Here is a 20,473-nt window from a genome sequence, read left to right on the forward strand (position 1 = left end):
CTGGTATTTTTGTGTCTATTTAGCCGCTTTAGCTCAAAAATGATGTGTTAGGGTGTCATCCTGAAAAAAGTGATACCTGCTTGATGGCAAACAACCGCAGTAACTTATCGATTTGCCACGCAGTTATTGACCAACTGAAGCACTCTGGGGATGAGTATGTCTGTTCAAGGTATCGAAGGGGTTTTACAGCAGTTGCAGGTCACTGCATTGCAAGCATCAGGCTCAGCGAAAACGCTGCCCGCAGAGGCTGGCTTTGCGAGTGAATTAAAAGCGGCTATCGGCAAAATCAGTGAAAACCAGCAAACAGCCCGTACGTTAGCGCAGAATTTTGAATTAGGTGTGCCCGGCGTTGGCATAAATGACGTGATGGTAAATATGCAGAAATCATCTGTATCTTTGCAGCTCGGTATTCAAGTACGTAATAAATTAGTAGCGGCTTATCAAGACGTTATGAATATGGGTGTGTGAGTGGGTAATGTTGTTGAATTATATAGTAAAAACCACTACCAAACTTTCTTATAGGCCATGAGTGGGGCACTTTGAGAAAATTTAGCATTGATTAATGCCATTTATTCATCATTACTGTCTGGCATCCACTCCCCATAAACAGAGAAAACCATCTGTGCTGATTGTAATGGTCAACAAAAACCGGACACCGATTTAGGCACATTGCTGTAGTCGGCGTTCATACTCATCCGGCGATATATTTCCCAGCCGATAATGCCGCCGCTTCAGATTATAAAAACTGTCGATATAGTTGATGACGCCTGCAATACCCTGACTGCGAGTTTCATAACGACGATAGTTAACCCTCTCAGCTTTCAGGCTGCGGAAAAACCTCTCCGTAACAGCATTATCCAGGCAATTACCTTTGCGACTCATACTGCCTGTAACACCCCGTTTATTGGAGTTTGGCGCTGGTATATTGCGCCCCTTGATCACTATGGAACACTAAAGACCCCGTTGGTCATCGTTTATTTACTGCCAACCTTAAGGCTCGGATTGTTAAGGCGCTGTCCGGTTTATCTGAAAGCGCTCAACTCACTATTTTCCTTGAACAGAAGTCCATCACGATAGCCAGATATAACCAGCCCTGAGCTGCGCGCAGATAAATTGCGGGAGAAACATCAGGGGAAGTTATTGCAGCGCAAGGGACTGACTACAACCCAAAAGCAGGTCAAGGCATTGAACGTCCAGATTGAGATGGTGCGCCGAGATAGGCTATTAACGGCTGATCAGAAACGTGAACGCATAGACAGGTTGATGGCCACGAGAAACAAACTGGTGCGCCAGACGGTAGAAAGGGTCAATCCGTATTTTGAGCGTTAGTGGCTACGGGAATACAGTACGTCTTTGACAAATTTTTAAGTGAAAGCGTTTTCCTCACAGGTTTGTTTGTTAAATCCTTTTCAGACAAATAACATTAGCGTGAATGTAGCCTGGGCCGATAGTTGTAGCCGCCAAACTGAATGACAATAAAACCAAATTTCTATCCCTTGCTCACACTGATAACTCATAAACTTGATACCTTAATGGGAATATATACAGAATCCCTATGGCATTTTTTATTAATCTTGGTTACTATAAATGTAACTCTGGATTTTTTAATTAATGGAACTAATTATGAATATTAATAAATTTCTTTTTCACACAATGATATTATTATCTTTTTGTATTTTTTGCTTCATCACTTTTGTTGTGTTTAGCTTTTCTACGACCTTAATTGACATATATGATGAAGGTGGACTAAATCCTTTTAACTATGGCTATGTCGTCGGTCATTTACTTATTCTTATGTTTGGACTGGGTTGCTTCTATTTTTCAATAAAAACAACCTTGAGATCAAAGGATAAAAGTTAATTTTTCTTTTCAAGTTCAGCGATTACTTTCATGATAATCTCGTCCCATGCGGCGGGGTTTTTATCTTTTATTATCATAGCTTCAATAAATGGACCAGCATAGTTATCAACCAAGAAGTAAAACAAATCCAAGTCACCAGCGTTTCTTAATTTATTATATATTTCAGGTGTTTTTTCTCTTAGCGCATCAGATCCATAAATGGCTCTGGATTTTGCACCACCTATTGAATAAATGGTTGAAAATAAATAGCTTACAAGAAATTTCCCTACCAGTTTTTTGGTAAAAACGGAAGATAAATCATTGAGTATTGCCGTGCTTACGACAAATTTACCCGTTACTTTCCCTAAACTCTCAGCAAGTGATTTTATTTTATCTTTTCTTATTCTACTCACAAATTCATGTGTGATTATATTTAATTCTTTAGCTAAATCTTCATTTGTAATTCCTTTTTTTATTCTTTGTAAGAGCCGTGTTGTCGATATCTCATTTCTTGACCTGTTTTCCGTATCAATAAAATCAACAAATATAAATGATATGTCTTTTGAAAAATCAATGACAATATCACCGGCTTGTTTAAAGTATATTTTGTAGGCTGGTTTATTTTTTTAATTTAAAATTTCTATTATTTTATTTGCTATTAAATCCTGTTTTGACATTTTACACTCCTTATATAGTGTCTTGTGCTGTTTTTATTACGGTCGCAATTAGTACATTTATTTGCGAAAATTGGAGGTAAAAATATCCTATCATAGGTTAATGTTTTAATCGTGCGGAAAACTGTCGCAGGGTTGAAGTATTGGACTAAATTGCTTATCTGATGGCTATACTTCTATCTATTTTAGGATTATTGCTCAACTTAATTCCTAATTATTGAGGTGTATCTTAATACAATTAACCTTTTAAAAGTAAATCTAAATCAATGGGGAAGGGGATGACACTCTATTGTACGACAAATTATATTGATAAAGAATATTCTCTGCGATTTATGAGCGGGAATATGAGAATTGATTACGCAATGGATCCTGACCTTTCTTCAAAATCCTCCAGATGCTCTTTTACCTCCTGGTGTAAAAGATAACCCGAGCTTAATAGTCCGGGATTTATATTCTTTTCGTTTCGTGGCTTAAGGCTGAAACCAGTCGTCAGCACTTTCCCACGTTTCCTGCAAAATCTCTTCAACCGCCTGTTTATCATCCGAACCACCGCCTAACACAGTTAACCCGTCAGCAGCTGCAAATCCCACTTTTACACTGACCTCACAAAACTGCCTGGTGAGTCGTTTATCCAATTCTTCAGTCAATGCATCGGTATACCCAGCAGGGATTTATTGATATTCAGGTTATTGAGGTGGTAATGGATAATTGATAAATGAGGCAAGAATGGGGCAAAAAATTATCGCAAACTAACTCGAACTATGCCAACAATAGGCAAGACACTTTGCGGTAAGGCACTGCCAGCCACGAAGTTCACACGAACTTACGCGAATTTAAAATCAACCACTTCACATTATGAATATGGGTGTCTAAACTTCATGTGACAATGCCCATAAATAAAGAGATGCGGTTGTGCCATAAGGCGTGTAGCGGCGGCGATAGCGTTCAAAACGTTCGCGCGGTAGCGTTTTGTGGCGATATAAATTCATCATGCCGCGGCGGATCGCCAAATCACCCCAACTGAGCACATCAGGGCGAGAAAGTGAAGAAATAAGTAGCATTTCTGCAGTCCAGATACCGATACCATTTAGGCTCGAAAGCTGGGTAATGACCTCATTATCCGGTAACAAAGAAATAGCTGATAAATCAAGAGATCCATCAAGTGCTGCATTCGCTGCACCTTTAATATATCCGGCTTTACGCATCGTCATTCCGCAGCCCTGAATAGCTTCTATCGGCGCTGCGGCAATAGTTATTGGTGTTACCGTGCCGACTAATGTCAGCAGACGTGCATTAACGGTGAGTGCCGCTTTAACAGAAATCTGCTGATCAACAATGTTTCTGATGAGTGCAGCAAATAAATCTGGTGATAATGGGCGGGCAATCATTCCTAATCGCTCGATAGCTGCCGCCATCTTTTTGTCCCGCCGCTTAAGATGATTTATCTCTGTTTCACCGTAACTGTAGAACACGTATTTGCTCCCAACATTGCCGACTATAAAATGATTTGATTTAGCATAACCTTAACGCCCACCGATGACTCTCTATTTCTTGCTTACTAAGCGCTCTGCGCCAGTACTATATTTTGATGGCCAATTTTTTGCAGTATTACTGAAATATCAACATCATCGATTTTGTCTGCCTTCAAGTGAGCAATGGCATATTCATGCCAGATTCCAGATTCCAGGAATAAAATAAACAGCTCTCTATCCAGATGATTTTCATTCACCATATTCAACATAATATTGAGCGCTTCAGACAATAATTTTCCTGGTTTATAAGGGCGGTCTGCTGCTGTTAACGCTTCAAATACATCAGCGATAGCCATCATTCGAACCGGGATACTCATCTGTTTATAAGTGAGTTGATAGGGATATCCCTTGCCATCCATACGCTCATGGTGACCACCGGCAATAGAGGGAACATTCGCCATAGTTCGTGGGAAGGGGAGTTTCTTGAGCATAACAATGGTCTGCATAATGTGCTCATTTATTTTATAGCGATCCTCTTCGGTCAAGGTACCACGCCGAATACTGAGGTTATAAATCTCTCCACGGTTATAAAGCAAAGTGGGTTCTGGTAGTTTGAAATCATAATACTCTGGGCGTTTATTCTTATTATCGCGATAGATAATATGCTCTTTTTTATCTGCCAATAGGGGTTCTTGTACTGGTAATGGGGTCGCTGGCTGCCGGGCTTTGCGCTCGCGTTCTTCCTGAGCAATACCGGCGTTATCATCTAATGTACGAGTCCAGTGATATCCGGCAATTTGCTGAATACGCGCGATCGCTTCATCAGACATAAATTCACCACCGATATTGCAGTGGGCAATAAAGTAAAAATCATCATCCAATTGGCGCAACTCTGCTGCCAGCGCTTGTTGATCAGTTTCATTGACGTTAATGGTGGCATAACGACGTAAGAAGTCGATCTCTTTTTCACGTTTTATGACTTCAAATCTCATGCGTATTTCATGAATACGGTCATAGATTAATTCCAGTTTTGTCGATTTATCCACGACAAATTCAGGTGTCGTTATCTTGCCACAATCATGTAGCCAGCATGCTGTATGCAGTTCTTCCCACTCATTTTCAGATAAATTAAAGTTAGCGAACGGTCCTTCTTTGATATTCACTGCGGCTCTGGCAAGCATTTTGGTGATTTCAGGGACTCGTTGGCAGTGGCCACCGGTATAGGCACTCTTGGCATCGATAGCTCCCGCAATAAGCTCAATAAATGCATTGAGCAGGTTTTTTTGCTCCTGCAATAATTGCTGGGTCTCTACGGAAACAGATAAACTGCCGACCAGCGCATTAACTAATTGAATTTTAGAATGTTCACGTTCTGCATTTAATTGATAAGGATTAAATAGCAACAAAAAACCCAAGAGTTGTTTATCGTGAGTTTTCATGGGCACAGCAACAAACCGCAAGGGTAAATAAGGCTGTAAGAAGTCTTGTAATTGACGGAATATATTTTCTTTATTTAGCGTTCCGGCAATAGTTTTTCCCTCAAGAACGGGCTGGAAAGTGGTGAAGCTATCTTCTGTTATACTCAATGAGGGCATTTCAGCTACTGGGATATTTTCACCATTCCAACGAAATGCTGTCGGTGTGAAATGGCCTTCTTGTTTATCTGCAAGGAATATAATGCCGCCGGTCATCGCGGCGATTTCAGTTGTTTCACTTAATAACCCCTGCATCTGGCGGAAGAAGTTATTTTCCGCCGTCAGCATATTGCCCATTGAAATAAACTGCTTCAGTGTCGATTTCATTTTTGACATTGATTTGTGCAGTTCATCGACTTCTTCAATCATAGAATGTTCAGACTCACGCTCTTCGAAATGCAAATTACTGATGGAATCAGCATCCTGACGGAGGCGAATCAGTGGATTGGATATCTTCCGAGAGAAATACCACACCAACGGTAAACTGAGCATTAATAGGATAAAGGCGATAAGGGTTGAGTGATTCCGAATGGAGTTTGCATCAGCAGTCAAATAACTGGCTGGCGTCGCAATAACTAGCTGATATTTATTGCCGCTGTTATCAATATCGACAATGGAGCCGTACCAGTGCTTACCCTGCGCTTCAAACATGATGCTGTTGCCATTGTTATTAGCCAGTTGGTTATTGCTCACAAGACTACTTTCTTGGGTATCTAGCAATGTTTGTAATACCGGGATTTGCTTATCCGCATGAGTAGGGTTTACTGGGGAATCTTTAGGTAAGCTTGCGATAACCTCACCGTGAGAATTTATAATAATAGCCTGGCTGCCAGGCGGTAGGTTCTGTCTTATTAAAAACTGCGATAACGAGGCTAGGGAAACATCCAACCCAATAATTGCCTGATTATTTTCAGACCGACGACTATAAGTGAAACCCACTTCACCGGTCCCCTTGAAAATATAAATAGGTGATGTAATAAGACCAGGGTTGGTTGATGCCATAATAAACCAATCCCGCTTTCTGGGATCATAGTTATCATTATCTCTCGGCATAACGGCAATGACTTGCTGCTTTTCGTTCAGATAAATAAACTGTTTTTCCGGCAAACTATCAAGGAATCGATTACTTTGAATCATCCACTCGGCCCCCTCTGGGGCGTGAAATAGTTTACGGTTAGCTTCGGTCAGACGCCGCAACATAAATAAATCGCCATTAGGATAGGCACTATATACGGCACTGGCATAATCATTCTGTTTCAGTATTTCAATAAATTTACTGACAAAACTCATGCGCTGTTCAAGTGTTGATAACTCTGTAATTTGCATACTGGCAAGGATGTTGACAGACATCATCATGGGCCGTGTTACTGCGTCTAATTCTGCTGCGATTGCCTCACCCGTTTTTTGATACTGCCGGTTGGTGCTGATTTCAGTCAATTTAGTCAATTGGCTATGACTGAAAATGATAATGACGGTACCAATTGAGACAATCAATAGAGTGAAGAGTACCGCAATCTGGATATGCAATGGATAGCGGCTTTTTAGTCCGAGCAAGTTACTGGGCATCATTGCGATCCTGGGAGGATATTATTTAACCAATTTTAATCATAGGATGCCCTTGCAGAAGTGACATATTCCTCTTTCTTTCAGTGGCTTACATTTATTTATATGATTATAAAGACTTTTATCGATATTAAGGTCGTATTGCTGGAGGAAAAAACTGGAGGTGGCCTAAAAAATAATGTTTTAGTGTGTAGAATATCTAAAAGCAGTATTTAGCAGCCCAGATGATGATGAGCAAAAAATGAGGGGATGCAACGAGTTGTATAGCGGGAAGGTAGGTAAATCCTGACGAAAATGATCAAAAATAGAGTCTGAGCAGACTCATCCAGGCCCTAAATTAGGTTTAAATAACGCTGAAAGCTCACTGGGGGGGGATCAGTATCCATAGCTTGCAAGCGATGATGCCCGCGTATGGCTGTAGGAGCAAATCCAAAACGTTTACGAAAGCGTTCTGCGAAACGTGATGCGCTTTCATAACCAACTTGACTGGCAATTAATGAAATTGGCCAATCTGTACCTTGCAATAAACGTAAAGCGCTGGTCATACGGACATCAATCATCAAATCACGTAATAGTATATTTTCGGCCGCTAATTTTCGCCGCAATACCACTTCGCTCATTGCCATATGATCGGCAACCTCAGCGGCTGACCATATTTTGTGTGGGTCAATTGACAGGCAGCGTCGTACCTTTTCACTTAATGAATGATCATCATTAAGTTTAAATTTAACACCGCGCTGAGCTAACCAAAGTAATAACTCAAGCATACGGTGCCTGACAATAGTAGGAGGGATATCACCCACATCGGATATTGCTTTAAATGTATTACCAAAAGTATTAATAAATTCAGGTGCCAAATCACGCACCGGCATAACCCCAGGTATAACGCCAAGGCCTGCGGAAGCAGGGTGATTAGCAAATGTCGTTATCAAACGCGGATCGCAGCGAAGTTGGTGGCTAAAAAATAACCCCTCAGTAGATAGTCCATTAATTATGTCAATTGTTTGACCACTACTGACGGCGACTATTTCACCCGGCCGGACGATGCACTCTTGATTATCCCAGCGAATGACTTTATGCCCACGGTTAACCATGATGAGCAAAGGATGCTCAATATAGACTGAGGTAAGGAGTAGCTCTGTATGTTGAATAACATGTGCCGAGCTACCCACACCGGGGCAAAATTTAATTGTACGTTCCATCGATATTCATTTCACAATTTTGGCCTGAGAATATCTTTACGCTTTGAATGGCAGACTAGCAACTTATTTTAATAGAAAATTCACCATCACTGACTATTTTAGCGAAAAGCTATGGAGTGAGAATAATAGTCAATCAGACATGGAAAATTGTTACCATCAATAAATTCATTTGTTAAAAACAATAACAATTTGAATTGATTGCTATTTTAATAATTGTAGTTGCAAGCGATAGTTCAGTTATAAACACTATTGTATGACCATGCTAGCGGTAGATTACTGTGTTTCGCCTAATAGCAAAGCATGGTCAGGGAATTGGCCGTACGTATTATTTACCGCCTGTTGTTTGGTCGATTGCCCAACTAAGTCACTTAATGTATCAAGGCGTAGTTGCAATAAACGTTTAATTTCAATTTCATTATCCAAAATAGCTCTTAGCTTCTCCCGTAATAAATCTTGCAGCATTAGCGATGAGCATGAAGAAATAGTGATATTAGCGGTGCTTTCAACAGCTTTAAGGTAAGTCATTTCCAGATCAACCAGCGCATCCCAATTGCCCTCGGTCGCCAGCACTAACATTTGCTCGCTGAGGGTCAGGATTTGTTGATATTCAGACAAAAGGTGCTGGTGACGTTCCATTAAATGGGGTCCTAATCAGGTTGATAATTGGGGCCGATCTGCCGCCAGGCATCCGCAATATTTTCGAGCAAAGCGAGCACTTCAGTAATTGCCTGTTCGTCATTATGCAAGTTGGCATGCAGCAAGCGCCGCGACATATAGTCATATAAAGCCGACAAATTCTCTGCCAGCTCACCGCCTTTTTCCATATTAAGGCCTGCACTCAGCCCATTATTAATAATGTTAATGGCTTTAGAAAGTGCAGCACCTTTGGCTGGAATATCTCCCTGATTCATCAAGATGCGGGCACGAACCAGGGCGCTCTGCGCCCCGTCGAATAGCATCACGATCAATTGATGTGGGCTGGCGCTCATTACCCCACTTTCCAAGCCTACCGTAGCATACGCCTGGCTCCCTGATCGGTTGTACATATCCTATCCTTTATGAAGAAAATTGCTGAGTTAAGAAACTGACAGTACTGTTCATTGACGTCATCATTTTATCCAATTGAGTAAATTGTGTTTTATAACGCTCAATGGTTAATGCAATGCTCGCGGTGGTCGCAGTGACTTGTGTATCCAGATTCTTTAATGACTTATTGATGCCATCAGTGGCACTTTTCAGTGTGCCCTTAGTGGTATCCAGTACAGTATTCAGCAAATTATCAGTTTGGGTTGCAAATCCAGTCTCTTTGCCATCACCAACAAAGAATGCCACCACACCGTTTGGCTTCTCAGTTAAGGCTTTATCCAGTTTAGTTGAATCTATTGTCAGTTTGCCTTTGATATCTTGTGTGATGCCCAAACTGGCCAAGGTCTTCACATCACCGGGCTGCGCAGAAGCCAATTGACTTTTCAATTGTGTTTGAATACTGCGCAATGTGCCATCACCGACCAACGCACCATTATTGGTTGACTGATCTTTACCCTGTTCAACCGCCGTATATTGGGTTAGTGAACCAAAAGTGGTTTGCAATGAGTTATAAGCATCAACCCAGGTTTGAATGGCTGTTTTCATCGCGGTGCTATCGCGCGTGATGTTTAGCGTTTCTGGTTCACTGGTCTTGGTTTTAGCTTTCAGTGTTAAGGTAACGCCTTGCGGTGCATCGGTAATAGTGTTGCTTTGGCGAGTAATTGCCACCCCGTTGACGGTTAGTGCTGCATCTTCTGCTGCCACTTTTTGCGTCATGCCACCGCTGCCACCGGTGCTGCTCGGTGTGTAATTAAGAAAATCATTTAACGTATCATCACCCGTTACACTAATAGTCATTTCTGACTGAGTACCGGTGTCTTTCGACGTTAACGCCAGATAATAGGTATTATCATCCGCTTTCATGATGCTGGCGCTAACACCGCCTTCTTGTTTATTGATGGCATCGCGGATACCGGTCAACGAAGTTTGGTCGCTGGTTAGAGTGACTTCAAGCGGATCTTTTTTGCCTGGTTGGATGATAGTGATAGTCCGTGAGGCATTATCATTACCTAACTTATTGGTCGCATCGGGTACCTCTGCGGACAATAAGGACTGTGATTTCGCCAGATTAGTCACTTCGATAGTGTAACTACCGGCACTGGCCGCACTATCAGTTACAGCACTGAATGCTGTGTTCGTGCTACTTACGGCGGTAGAGGTCAGTGTGTCAGCTTTTTTCAGCGCGGCTGAAGCGGTTTCCACTTTTGCCAGCGCACTTTGCAAAATACCATAAGCGGTAAGTTTGCTTTTATAACTGGTTTGCTGTGTGGTCAGCGGTGTTAATCGCGCTTGTTCTGCATTTGATAAACTCGTCAAAAGAGAACTTAACTCCATGCCTGATCCAACGCCCAGCGAACTGATACTTGCCATGTCTAATCCTTAATATTCAAGTGTCGTTACCGGGTTATCGGCCAGGGGATGGAAAAGTTTACACATAAAATAGAAATAATGATGGGCAGAATAGCAGGGGATAACAGAGTGCTATTTGCCGCATTGACCCACCTATTAGTGGCAATATTCCAAAATAGTTAATTAAAGGTTTGGTCAAATACGCCGATACAAGCTGTAACGGTGATAAAACCGTGGGTGATAAGCTCGAACCATAATCTAACAGAATTTAAGGAATACCAACTATGGCGGTCATTAACACTAACAGCTTGTCTCTGCTGACTCAGAACAACCTGAACAAATCCCAGTCTTCTTTAGGCACCGCCATTGAGCGTTTGTCTTCCGGTCTGCGTATCAACAGCGCAAAAGACGATGCAGCGGGTCAGGCGATTGCCAACCGTTTCACTTCTAACATCAACGGTTTGACTGTGGCAGCACGTAATGCCAACGACGGTATCTCACTGTCACAGACTGCTGAAGGCGCGTTGGGCGAAATCAACAACAACCTGCAACGTGTGCGTGACCTGACTGTTCAGGCGCAAAACAGCTCTAACTCAGCATCTGATATCGACTCCATTCAGTCTGAAGTTAACCAGCGCATGGAAGAAATCAACCGTGTGACCAAGCAAACTGATTTCAACGGCATCAAAGTATTGGATAACCGTACCAAGACAGACTCAAGCTACGATTTCCAGGTCGGTTCGAAAGATAATGAACAAATCAGCATTGCGATTGGTGCAAGTTCTGGCTGGAATCTGGCGACAGCCAATGCTGATGGTACTTCATCAGATACTGTAAATACTTATGCTTTCACTAAGACCACGGCTCTTGATACTAAGCAAGCCGCGTATGATTCGGCAAATGGTGCATATCTGGCAGCCGTTAAAGCCGATGCCACTAATGGCACAACAACGGCAGCAGCACTTAAAGGTGCCGCGGATACTGCGACTACCGATCTGGCAACCGCGGTTAAAGATGCTACCGCAGTTAATGAAGCGGTGAACGGTAAGTCACGTACTGTTGCCGCCAAGGGCTTTGATGTGTTGAATGGCACCGTCGCTGCTGATGGTAAAGCAACCGGTACCTCACCGTTGGCCGATATCGATAAAGCGCTGAAAGCGGTTGATACTCAGCGCAGCGTATTGGGTGCGTCTCAGAACCGTTTTGAGTCAACCATCACCAACCTGAATAACACCGTGAACAACCTGACCTCAGCCCGTAGCCGTATTCAGGATGCGGATTACTCAACTGAAGTGTCCAACATGAGCCGTGCACAAATTCTGCAACAAGCCGGTACTTCTGTTCTGGCTCAGGCTAACCAGGTTCCACAAACTGTATTGTCTCTGCTGCGTTAATATTATTCAGCCGATTCTTTCGAGCCTCCATATTATGGGGGCTTTTTTAATTGAGATTTTTAATCAATTTACCCTGCTGCTGATGGTTATTTTACTAAAGCTCTGAGGTTCGTTGCCGATAATAAAAAAGACGGTGATTGAAGCCGTAGGCAAATAAGCCTGAACCTTAGCCGAATCATATTTAAAGGAATACCTACTATGGCGGTCATTAACACTAACAGCCTGTCTCTGCTGACTCAGAACAACCTGAACAAATCCCAGTCTTCTTTAGGCACCGCCATTGAGCGTTTGTCTTCCGGTCTGCGTATCAACAGCGCAAAAGACGATGCAGCGGGTCAGGCGATTGCCAACCGTTTCACTTCTAACATCAACGGTTTGACTGTGGCAGCACGTAATGCCAACGACGGTATCTCACTGTCACAGACTGCTGAAGGCGCGTTGGGCGAAATCAACAACAACTTGCAACGTGTGCGTGACCTGACTGTTCAGGCGCAAAACAGCTCTAACTCAGCATCTGATATCGACTCCATCCAGTCTGAAGTTAACCAGCGCATGGAAGAAATCAACCGCGTGACCAAGCAAACTGATTTCAACGGCATCAAAGTATTGGATAACCGTACCAAGACAGACTCAAGCTACGATTTCCAGGTCGGTTCGAAAGATAATGAACAAATCAGCATTGCGATTGGTGCAAGTTCTGGCTGGAATCTGGCGACAGCCAATGCTGATGGTACTTCATCAGATACTGTAAATACTTATGCTTTCACCAAGAAAGCTGCACTTGATACTGCGCAAACTGACTATGATACTGCGAATACTGCGTATTTGGCTGCGGTTAAAAGCGGTGTTGCTGGTGATATTACGACTACCAAAGCCACACTGGATGGTAAAAACACCGCATTAGCTACCGCAGTTAAAGATGCAACTGCCGTTAATGAAGCGGTAAATGGCAAGGTGCGTACAGTTGCCGCCAAAGGTTTTGACGTGTTGAATGGCACCGTCGCTGCTGATGGTAAAGCAACCGGTACCACGCCGTTGGCTGATATCGATAAAGCGCTGAAAGCGGTTGATACACAGCGCAGCGTATTGGGTGCGTCTCAGAACCGTTTTGAGTCAACCATCACTAACCTGAACAATACCGTGAACAACCTGACTTCAGCCCGTAGCCGTATTCAAGATGCGGATTACTCAACTGAAGTGTCCAACATGAGCCGTGCACAGATTCTGCAACAAGCCGGTACTTCTGTTCTGGCTCAGGCTAACCAGGTTCCACAAACTGTATTGTCTCTGCTGCGTTAATATTATTCAGCTGATTCTTGCAAGCCTCCATATTATGGGGGCTTTTTTTATTCCAGCGCAGCGGAATGATACGCCGGATATACAGCTAAAGGTTTGGATGAGCCTGCCGATAATAAAAAAGACGGTGATTGAAGCCGTAGGCAAATAAGCCTGAACCTTAGCCGAATCATATTTAAAGGAATACCTACTATGGCGGTCATTAACACTAACAGCCTGTCTCTGCTGACTCAGAACAACCTGAACAAATCCCAGTCTTCTTTAGGCACCGCCATTGAGCGTTTGTCTTCCGGTCTGCGTATCAACAGCGCAAAAGACGATGCAGCGGGTCAGGCGATTGCCAACCGTTTCACTTCTAACATCAACGGTTTGACTGTGGCAGCACGTAATGCCAACGACGGTATCTCACTGTCACAGACTGCTGAAGGCGCGTTGGGCGAAATCAACAACAACTTGCAACGTGTGCGTGACCTGACTGTTCAGGCGCAAAACAGCTCTAACTCAGCATCTGATATCGACTCCATCCAGTCTGAAGTTAACCAGCGCATGGAAGAAATCAACCGCGTGACCAAGCAAACTGATTTCAACGGCATCAAAGTATTGGATAACCGTACTGCAACGGATTCAAGCTACGATTTCCAGGTCGGTTCGAAAGATAACGAACAAATCAGTATTGCTATTGGTGCAAGTTCAGGTTGGAACCTGGCGGCGGCCGGTGCCGGTGGTATTTCAGGTGATACCATTAATACTTATAAGTTCACCGCTACAACAGCGCTGAAAACCGCGCAAGATAACGTTAAAACTGCTACGGATGATGTGCCAGTCAAACAAAAAGCTTATGAAGATGCAGTTGCTGCGGACCCTGCTGATGCAGGGAACGCGGCGCTTAAAACTGCTTGGGATACTGCCAAGACCTTAGTAACGACCAATACTGGTTTATACAATACAGCACTGAAAACCGCTACTACTGCTGGTGAAGCGGTAAATGGTAATGCCCGTACCGTAGCTGCTGAAGGTTTTGATGTGTTGAAAGGTCAGGTTGCTGCTGATGGTACTGCTGCGGGTACTACACCGCTGGCCGATATCGATAAAGCGCTGAAAGCAGTTGATACTCAGCGCAGCGTGTTAGGTGCGTCTCAGAACCGTTTTGAGTCCACCATCACCAACCTGAACAACACCGTGAACAACCTGACTTCAGCCCGTAGCCGTATTCAAGATGCGGATTACTCAACTGAAGTGTCCAACATGAGCCGCGCACAGATTCTGCAACAAGCCGGTACTTCTGTTCTGGCTCAGGCTAACCAGGTTCCACAAACTGTATTGTCTCTGCTGCGTTAATTTAGGCTGAAATAATAATTTCACCCTATAAATGCACTATTAAGGCGGCCTTTATTGCCGCCTTTTATTCTAGGTTAATTTTTTTCCAGTAAAGAAATTACCCTAGATTAAAACATGGGATAAATACGGATGGCTGAGGAGTATTGAGTGAAAGAGCTTATGGTAGTTCAACCTGATTATGTTGCTAATTTCAGCTGCGTGGGTGCGGCTTGTCGTGATCATTGCTGTAAGCGCTGGAGCATTACTCTCGATAAACAAACATATCGTAAATATACTAAAAGCCAAAATGCCGAAATTAGGCGTATTGCGATAACGGATATATCAGTCAGTAGAGCCAGTTTTTCAAATTGGGCTGAAATTAAGCTCAATGAGCATGGCAATTGCCCTTATTTGGATCAAGATCAACTGTGCAAAGTACATAAGCGTTTAGGGGCGGATGCTTTAAGTGAAACTTGCTCATCCTATCCACGACTGGAACATGTATATCGTCATGAAAAGCGTAATAGTTTAAATATTTCTTGCCCAGAAGCTGCGCGGCAAGTGCTGTTTAACCCGACTGCTTTGAATATGCAGTCTATGCCTATTCAGAAAAATGGTTATTTCAGGGCACCAGAACTCAACATTGAAGGGCAATTAATTAATTTATTTTGCGCTAATTTTTTGATGTCTCCTCAACCACGCATTGAAGAAAACTTATACAGCATTGCCTCTTTCTTACTTTATTGTCAAAAATTAGAAGGCACTATAGACAGTAAATTACCGGCGATGGAGGCGTATTTTGAAGCGCTACTTGGGAAGCTGCAAGGCGGCTCTGTAACTGGGTATTTGGAAAATATTCCATTCAATCAAAATCTTCAATGGCAGTTGCTTATCCGTACTCAACAATGTTGTGTTGACTCGCCAAATTCAAGAGGAAGGGAAACCTTATATAGTTACCTCGGAAAGCTGATTGAGCATCTGGTCGTTGAGTTCGACAATGAACAACTTGAAGAAAGAATGAAATTATTGAGTGCCGCTTGGAATGACAAGGCATTGCTCTTTTTTTCCGACCATCCTCACGTATTGCGTAATTACTTTCTTTATCGATTGCACCACAACCAATTTGCTATCCGTGGTGGTCAACCGCTATTAAAAGAATTCTATCTATTAATGGTCGATTTCTTCTTTATCCGCTCATTGATTAGTGCCCACATACTTAAAGTTGGGCTGATTACGGAAGATGATGTTATTGATATTTTCTATTCTTATCATGCATTTAGGCAGCACAGCGCAAAGGTTGAAGCAGATTTTCGAACCGAAATAGACAAAGTGAAGATTAATGACGATCTCTCGTTATTACAACTTTTGGTATAGCGCCAGAGATCGGGTTTTCATCACTCAGATAAAAATTAATTGCGTTATTGAAACCCTTTAAAGCGAGACAGATAGCATACATAAGTGGGCATAAGTCAAATAGCCGCCTTTTTATAGGCCTATTCAGGCGATTGTCTGACTGACCGGACAGGATAATGGTACGACTCTCTTACCCTTAGGTGCCTGTCTAGTGAGCGATCTGTATACCGCCGAAGGCGTGATGGACAAGAATTCCCTCTGGCAACGCTATGTTCCTCTGGTGCGACATGAGGCATTGCGTTTGCAGGTGCGCCTGCCGGCCAGCGTGGAATTGGATGATTTGTTGCAGGCTGGGGGGATTGGTCTGCTGAATGCTGTTGAGCGTTATGACGCTTTACAAGGAACCGCATTTACCACTTATGCGGTACAGCGTATACGTGGCGCGATGTTGGATGAGCTGCGTAGCCGAGATTGGGCGCCACGTAGTGTACGGCGTAATGCACGCGAAGTAGCCAGTGCGATGCAAAAGGTTGAACAACGGCTCGGACGTCCGGCGACTGAGCAGGAAGTCGCACAAAATCTTGATATTGATTTGACTGAGTACCGCCAGATCTTGTTGGACACCAACAACAGCCAGCTTTTTTCCTATGACGAGTGGCGGGAAGAGCATGGCGAAAGCGTCGAACCCATGCTGGAAGGGCATGAAGACGCTAATCCGCTACAGCATTTATTGGAAGGAAATCTGCGCCAACGTGTTATTGAAGCGATCGAGGCTTTGCCGGAACGTGAAAAAATGGTGTTGACGCTGTATTACCAGGAAGAGCTGAACCTGAAAGAAATCGGAGCCGTGCTGGAAGTGGGGGAATCCCGCGTCAGCCAGCTTCATAGCCAGGCGATAAAACGTTTACGCGCCCGCCTGAATAACGACTCATAATTCATTTTCGCTCAGTGATATCACAGTGTTTAACTTTATTAATGCAGGTCTTCTTATGCCAGGACTTCAGTTAAAAAAGCGGCCGCTGAGCCGTTATTTAAAAGATTATAAGCACGGCCAAACTCATTGTTCACATTGTCATAAACAACTTGATCGTATGGCGTTGGTTTTCCGCGGACAAATTATCAATAAAGAAGCGATTGCCGGTATGGATCAGCCTATTGATGATCAAGTCTGGTCAAAACTTCAGCATGAATTAACCGCATTGTGCCGTTTTTGCAGTGAGATATATTGCAACAGCACGCCGGGCTATTTCGATATTATGGCGTTCAAACAGTATTTATTTGAGCAAACTGAGATGAGTCATAGTACGGTTCGCGAATATGTTGTGCGGTTACGTCGGTTGGATGAAATGCTGGTTGCGACCAATTATCCGGCAGAGAAATTCGCCAGCGAAACTATGCATCAGCGTATTATTGATGAACTGCCAAATGCAGCACATAACAATTACCGCATTGCTTTGCGTAAGTATGATCAATATTTGGCATGGCAAAAGAACTACTAAGGGTTATGACGGAGTGTTATCACTTGAGAAAACTCTGTGTTTTTCATTGAGAGCACTTCTAAGATAAAGCAAAACGATTACGTCATTACCTTCAATGATTCCGCGCCCGGCAAGGTTCTCCTTAGCCGGGCTTTTTATTATCCTCTATATTCACCTGCGCTATTGCTTGCCTGCATCTATAATAAAATCAGTGATTATTGCTGTCACTTCTGATAAATCTATGTTTTCCCTCCGCACTTGAGCAGGGGTGTTAACGACGTTTACTGACCTGAGCCACTGACTTGAGTCAGTTGGGGGTTGGTTTGCTTCTGCCTATCTGCAACTCGAATGACTTCGGGTAATTTTGTTGCAGTAACTCATTAATTTTCTGGAGGGGCCGTGACGCTTCAACATAAACTGGCGCAATTTCCGCGCCTGGATTTGGTCGGTAATGCCACGCCATTAGAGAAACTATCTCGTCTTTCTGACTATTTGGGACGCGAAATCTATATTAAACGTGATGATGTCACACCCTTGGCACTTGGCGGTAATAAGCTGCGTAAGCTGGAGTTTTTAGCGGCTGATGCGTTGAGGCAAGGAGCGGATACACTGGTGACCGCGGGGGCTATCCAATCTAATCATGTGCGCCAAACAGCGGCTGTTGCTGCAAAATTGGGCTTACATTGTGTTGCGTTACTTGAGAATCCTATCGGTACCTCACAGGAAAATTATTTGACCAATGGCAATCGATTGCTGTTGGATTTATTTAATGTTGAGGTGGTGATGTGCGATGGATTACATGATCCAAACCAGCAATTGGCTGAGTTGGCAACCCGCATCGAGGCGCAGGGATTTCGCCCTTATGTGGTACCGGTTGGTGGCTCTAATGCATTAGGGGCCTTGGGATATGTGCAGTGCGCATTGGAAATTGCAGCTCAATCGGCTGGAAATGTCACCTTCAGCTCGGTGGTTGTGGCTTCGGGCAGTGCGGGTACCCATGCGGGGTTGGCTGTTGGTTTACAGCAACTGTTGCCGCAAACGGAGCTGATTGGTGTCACAGTATCGCGCAAAGCAGAAGAACAGCGCCCTAAAGTTACTCATATTCAACAAGAATTAGCGACATCGCTCGGCGTGACCAGCGGGCCTGCGGATATCACCCTATGGGATGATTATTTTGCGCCGCAATATGGTATGCCAAATGAAGAAGGGCTGGCGGCAATCGGGTTATTGGCAAGGCTGGAAGGGATATTGCTGGACCCGGTTTATACCGGCAAGGCAATGGCTGGTTTACTTGATGGCTTTGAGCAGAAAAAGTTTCGCGATGATGGCCCCATTTTGTTTATTCATACCGGCGGCGCACCTGCATTATTTGCTTATCATCCGCAGGTGTAGTCTTTGGTTATTGCTTATTCTATTTGTAGCTATCGTTATTATTTTATATTCCTTTATTTCATTAGTAACACTGATAAAGTGTTGAATATCAAAAATAAACATGACAGTTGGAGTATTTATGGGCTTTTCAATTGTACGTCGTCGGGTTGTCCTGGGCATGATGGCAGTTGCACTGGCAACGGGTCTAAATGTGAAGTCGTATGCTGCGGGTGACCTGTTAGATCAGGTTAAAGAGCGAGGAACCCTGATTGTCGGGTTGGAAGGAACTTATCCACCGTTCAGCTTCCAGGGTGAAGATGGCAAACTCACCGGCTTTGAAGTGGATTTCGCTAATGCATTGGCAGAACATATGGGCGTTAAAGCAAAAATCACTCCAACCAAGTGGGATGGTATGCTGGCCTCACTGGAATCTAAGCGTATTGATGTGGCGATTAACCAAGTCACCATTTCAGATGAGCGCAAGAAAAAATATGATTTCTCAACGCCTTATACAGTATCCGGCATTCAGGTTCTGACCAAAAAAGGCAATGAAGGCAAGTTCAGCAAACCTGAAGATTTGGTGGGTAAGAAAGTAGGTGTGGGTTTGGGCAGTAACTATGAGCAATGGTTACGTGAAAATCTGAAAGATGTTGATATTCGTACCTATGATGATGACCCAACGAAGTATCAAGACCTTCGTGTCGGTCGTACTGATGCCATTTTAGTTGACCGCTTAGCCGCATTGGATTTGGTGAAGAAAACCAACGACACCTTGGCCGTTGCTGGCCCGGCATTTGCCCGCCAAGAGTCAGGTGTGGCATTGCGTAAAAATAATCCTGAGCTGTTGGCAGCGATCAATCAAGCTATCGCTGAAATGCAAAAAGATGGCACATTGGCCAAAATTTCAGAAAAATATTTTGGCGCGGACGTAACTAAATAATGCAAGAAAGTATTCAACTGGTGCTGGATTCAGCACCATTTTTATTGAAAGGTGCCTGGTTTACCCTCCAGCTTAGTCTGGGGGGGATGTTTTTTGGTCTGGCATTAGGCTTTATGTTAGCCATGATGCGGTTATCCCGATTTTTGCCTCTTTCACTTCTCTCTCGTTTTTACGTTTCTATTTTCCGTGGTACTCCGTTAATTGCTCAACTGTTTATGATTTATTATGGTTTGCCGCAATTTGGGATTGAGCTGGATCCTATGCCAGCAGCCTTAATCGGCTTATCACTGAATACGGCCGCTTATACCTCAGAAACATTGCGTGCTGCGATTTCATCGATCGAGAAAGGGCAGTGGGAAGCCGCCGCCAGTATCGGGATGACGCGTTGGCAAACTCTCTACCGCGTTATATTGCCGCAAGCAGGTCGTACCGCACTCCCCCCGCTGGGTAACAGTTTCATCGGTTTGGTAAAAGACACCTCGCTGGCAGCGACCATTCAGGTCCCCGAACTTTTCCGCCAGGCGCAATTGGTGACTTCTCGCACCTTGGAAGTTTTCACTATGTATCTGGCGGCCTCACTGATTTATTGGATCATGGCGACCCTGTTATCAGCATTACAAAATCGTCTGGAAGCCCATGTTAATCGTCAGGATCAGGAGTAGC

Annotated in this window: 19 protein-coding genes; 10 read left to right on the forward strand and 9 right to left on the reverse strand. The window is 43.7% G+C overall.

Going from position 1 to position 20,473, the window contains the following annotated elements:
- The first annotated feature begins 156 nt into the window (after nt 1-156).
- Nucleotides 157-468 carry a flagellar hook-basal body complex protein FliE gene (fliE, locus tag FGL26_RS02905; RefSeq protein WP_005160376.1) on the forward strand — a complete coding sequence of 104 codons (312 nt, stop codon included), beginning with the start codon at nt 157-159 and terminating at the stop codon, nt 466-468.
- Between the two features lie 192 nt (nt 469-660).
- On the opposite strand, the gene FGL26_RS02910 is transcribed toward fliE, so the two are convergent.
- The 9 genes from FGL26_RS02910 to fliD form a co-directional block, all read right to left on the reverse strand.
- Nucleotides 661-942: an IS3 family transposase gene (locus tag FGL26_RS02910; RefSeq protein WP_255265348.1), complete on the reverse strand. Its 282-nt coding sequence runs from the start codon at nt 940-942 to the stop codon at nt 661-663.
- Nucleotides 943-1,856: 914 nt separating this feature from the next.
- The gene (locus tag FGL26_RS02925; RefSeq protein WP_005168850.1) at nt 1,857-2,252 is read right to left on the reverse strand and encodes a hypothetical protein; all 396 of its coding nucleotides are present in this window, start codon (nt 2,250-2,252) and stop codon (nt 1,857-1,859) included.
- A gap of 731 nt (nt 2,253-2,983) precedes the next feature.
- On the reverse strand, nt 2,984-3,184 hold the full coding sequence (locus FGL26_RS02930; protein ID WP_071530597.1) for a DinI family protein: 201 nt from the start codon (nt 3,182-3,184) through the stop codon (nt 2,984-2,986).
- A gap of 198 nt (nt 3,185-3,382) precedes the next feature.
- Nucleotides 3,383-3,985, reverse strand: a complete 603-nt coding sequence (locus tag FGL26_RS02935; RefSeq protein WP_005168857.1) for a DNA-3-methyladenine glycosylase family protein — start codon at nt 3,983-3,985, stop codon at nt 3,383-3,385.
- An 86-nt stretch (nt 3,986-4,071) separates the two neighbouring features.
- Nucleotides 4,072-7,026: an HD domain-containing phosphohydrolase gene (locus FGL26_RS02940; RefSeq protein WP_005168861.1), complete on the reverse strand. Its 2,955-nt coding sequence runs from the start codon at nt 7,024-7,026 to the stop codon at nt 4,072-4,074.
- Between the two features lie 329 nt (nt 7,027-7,355).
- Nucleotides 7,356-8,225: a helix-turn-helix transcriptional regulator gene (locus FGL26_RS02945; RefSeq protein WP_005168864.1), complete on the reverse strand. Its 870-nt coding sequence runs from the start codon at nt 8,223-8,225 to the stop codon at nt 7,356-7,358.
- A gap of 273 nt (nt 8,226-8,498) precedes the next feature.
- Nucleotides 8,499-8,861 carry a flagella biosynthesis regulatory protein FliT gene (gene fliT, locus FGL26_RS02950; protein ID WP_005160355.1) on the reverse strand — a complete coding sequence of 121 codons (363 nt, stop codon included), beginning with the start codon at nt 8,859-8,861 and terminating at the stop codon, nt 8,499-8,501.
- A gap of 11 nt (nt 8,862-8,872) precedes the next feature.
- Nucleotides 8,873-9,271, reverse strand: a complete 399-nt coding sequence (gene fliS / locus FGL26_RS02955; protein ID WP_005160351.1) for a flagellar export chaperone FliS — start codon at nt 9,269-9,271, stop codon at nt 8,873-8,875.
- Nucleotides 9,272-9,281: 10 nt separating this feature from the next.
- Entirely contained in the window at nt 9,282-10,682 is a 1,401-nt protein-coding gene (fliD, locus tag FGL26_RS02960; RefSeq protein ID WP_005168868.1) for a flagellar filament capping protein FliD, read from the reverse strand.
- Nucleotides 10,683-10,945: 263 nt separating this feature from the next.
- Between fliD and FGL26_RS02965 the strand changes: the two genes are divergently transcribed.
- The 9 genes from FGL26_RS02965 (at nt 10,946) to tcyL (ending at nt 20,472) form a co-directional block, all read left to right on the forward strand.
- A complete protein-coding gene (locus tag FGL26_RS02965; RefSeq protein ID WP_032908341.1) occupies nt 10,946-12,055 on the forward strand; it encodes a flagellin FliC in 1,110 nt (369 codons plus the stop codon).
- Between the two features lie 198 nt (nt 12,056-12,253).
- The gene (locus tag FGL26_RS02970; protein ID WP_011816590.1) at nt 12,254-13,354 is read left to right on the forward strand and encodes a FliC/FljB family flagellin; all 1,101 of its coding nucleotides are present in this window, start codon (nt 12,254-12,256) and stop codon (nt 13,352-13,354) included.
- A 189-nt stretch (nt 13,355-13,543) separates the two neighbouring features.
- Complete coding sequence (locus FGL26_RS02975; protein WP_032908342.1) at nt 13,544-14,689, forward strand: FliC/FljB family flagellin; 1,146 nt, start codon at nt 13,544-13,546, stop codon at nt 14,687-14,689.
- Between the two features lie 147 nt (nt 14,690-14,836).
- Entirely contained in the window at nt 14,837-16,042 is a 1,206-nt protein-coding gene (gene fliB / locus FGL26_RS02980) for a flagellin lysine-N-methylase (protein ID WP_005168899.1), read from the forward strand.
- A 190-nt stretch (nt 16,043-16,232) separates the two neighbouring features.
- Nucleotides 16,233-16,955, forward strand: coding sequence for an RNA polymerase sigma factor FliA (locus FGL26_RS02985; protein WP_005160341.1), 723 nt, complete (start codon nt 16,233-16,235; stop codon nt 16,953-16,955).
- A gap of 55 nt (nt 16,956-17,010) precedes the next feature.
- Complete coding sequence (gene fliZ, locus FGL26_RS02990; RefSeq protein ID WP_005160338.1) at nt 17,011-17,520, forward strand: flagella biosynthesis regulatory protein FliZ; 510 nt, start codon at nt 17,011-17,013, stop codon at nt 17,518-17,520.
- 378 nt (nt 17,521-17,898) lie between these two features.
- Nucleotides 17,899-18,891, forward strand: a complete 993-nt coding sequence (locus tag FGL26_RS02995; RefSeq protein WP_005168903.1) for a D-cysteine desulfhydrase — start codon at nt 17,899-17,901, stop codon at nt 18,889-18,891.
- 118 nt (nt 18,892-19,009) lie between these two features.
- Nucleotides 19,010-19,810 (forward strand): cystine ABC transporter substrate-binding protein, encoded by an 801-nt coding sequence (tcyJ, locus tag FGL26_RS03000; protein ID WP_005168907.1) that lies wholly within the window; start codon nt 19,010-19,012, stop codon nt 19,808-19,810.
- Nucleotides 19,810-20,472, forward strand: a complete 663-nt coding sequence (gene tcyL, locus FGL26_RS03005) for a cystine ABC transporter permease (protein WP_005160319.1) — start codon at nt 19,810-19,812, stop codon at nt 20,470-20,472. The genes tcyJ and tcyL overlap by 1 nt, the downstream gene beginning before the upstream one ends.
- Nucleotide 20,473 lies beyond the last annotated feature (1 nt).

It is taken from the genome of Yersinia enterocolitica subsp. enterocolitica (genome assembly GCF_901472495.1).
Taxonomy (GTDB): Bacteria; Pseudomonadota; Gammaproteobacteria; order Enterobacterales; family Enterobacteriaceae; genus Yersinia; species Yersinia enterocolitica.

Bases quoted from the DNA above. Each gene is read 5' to 3' on its own strand.
- fliE (WP_005160376.1), top strand. From the start codon at position 157: ATGTCTGTTCAAGGTATCGAAGGGGTTTTACAGCAGTTGCAGGTCACT.
- fliZ (WP_005160338.1), top strand. From the start codon at position 17,011: ATGCCAGGACTTCAGTTAAAAAAGCGGCCGCTGAGCCGTTATTTAAAA.
- tcyJ (WP_005168907.1), top strand. From the start codon at position 19,010: ATGGGCTTTTCAATTGTACGTCGTCGGGTTGTCCTGGGCATGATGGCA.
- FGL26_RS02940 (WP_005168861.1), bottom strand. From the start codon at position 7,026: ATGCCCAGTAACTTGCTCGGACTAAAAAGCCGCTATCCATTGCATATC.
- FGL26_RS02965 (WP_032908341.1), top strand. From the start codon at position 10,946: ATGGCGGTCATTAACACTAACAGCTTGTCTCTGCTGACTCAGAACAAC.
- FGL26_RS02945 (WP_005168864.1), bottom strand. From the start codon at position 8,225: ATGGAACGTACAATTAAATTTTGCCCCGGTGTGGGTAGCTCGGCACAT.
- FGL26_RS02975 (WP_032908342.1), top strand. From the start codon at position 13,544: ATGGCGGTCATTAACACTAACAGCCTGTCTCTGCTGACTCAGAACAAC.
- FGL26_RS02970 (WP_011816590.1), top strand. From the start codon at position 12,254: ATGGCGGTCATTAACACTAACAGCCTGTCTCTGCTGACTCAGAACAAC.
- fliD (WP_005168868.1), bottom strand. From the start codon at position 10,682: ATGGCAAGTATCAGTTCGCTGGGCGTTGGATCAGGCATGGAGTTAAGT.
- tcyL (WP_005160319.1), top strand. From the start codon at position 19,810: ATGCAAGAAAGTATTCAACTGGTGCTGGATTCAGCACCATTTTTATTG.
- fliT (WP_005160355.1), bottom strand. From the start codon at position 8,861: ATGGAACGTCACCAGCACCTTTTGTCTGAATATCAACAAATCCTGACC.
- fliS (WP_005160351.1), bottom strand. From the start codon at position 9,271: ATGTACAACCGATCAGGGAGCCAGGCGTATGCTACGGTAGGCTTGGAA.